The sequence below is a fragment of the Streptomyces niveus genome (assembly GCF_001723055.1).
GTDB lineage: Bacteria > Actinomycetota > Actinomycetes > Streptomycetales > Streptomycetaceae > Streptomyces > Streptomyces niveus.
In genome coordinates this window covers 1-212 of the sequence record NZ_MDCR01000053.1, presented here as the reverse complement: position 1 = coordinate 212, position 212 = coordinate 1, and the positions used below count along the sequence as shown (strand labels likewise).

The 212-nt window shown below is 74.1% G+C and carries 1 pseudogene; it reads left to right on the top strand.

Annotated elements, in window-relative coordinates:
• A pseudogene (locus tag BHU15_RS41170) lies at positions 1-212 on the top strand (hypothetical protein); the annotation flags it as partial.

The following is a 212-nucleotide window of genomic DNA, read 5'->3' as shown; positions in this document are numbered from 1 at the left end:
GCTGCCCGAGGAGGCGCCGGTGTCGGCGGACTCCACACAGGGGCGGGCGTTCAGCGTCCGTACGCTCGGCCAGGGGGTGCCCTTCTCGCAGCAGATCACCAAGCAGCAGAACCAGACCCTCGCCGGCCGCCGCCGCAGGCTGTCCCCCCCGCACGAGTCCCACGAGTCGCACGACGCGCAGGACGGGGACGACACGGCCACCGGCACCCGCA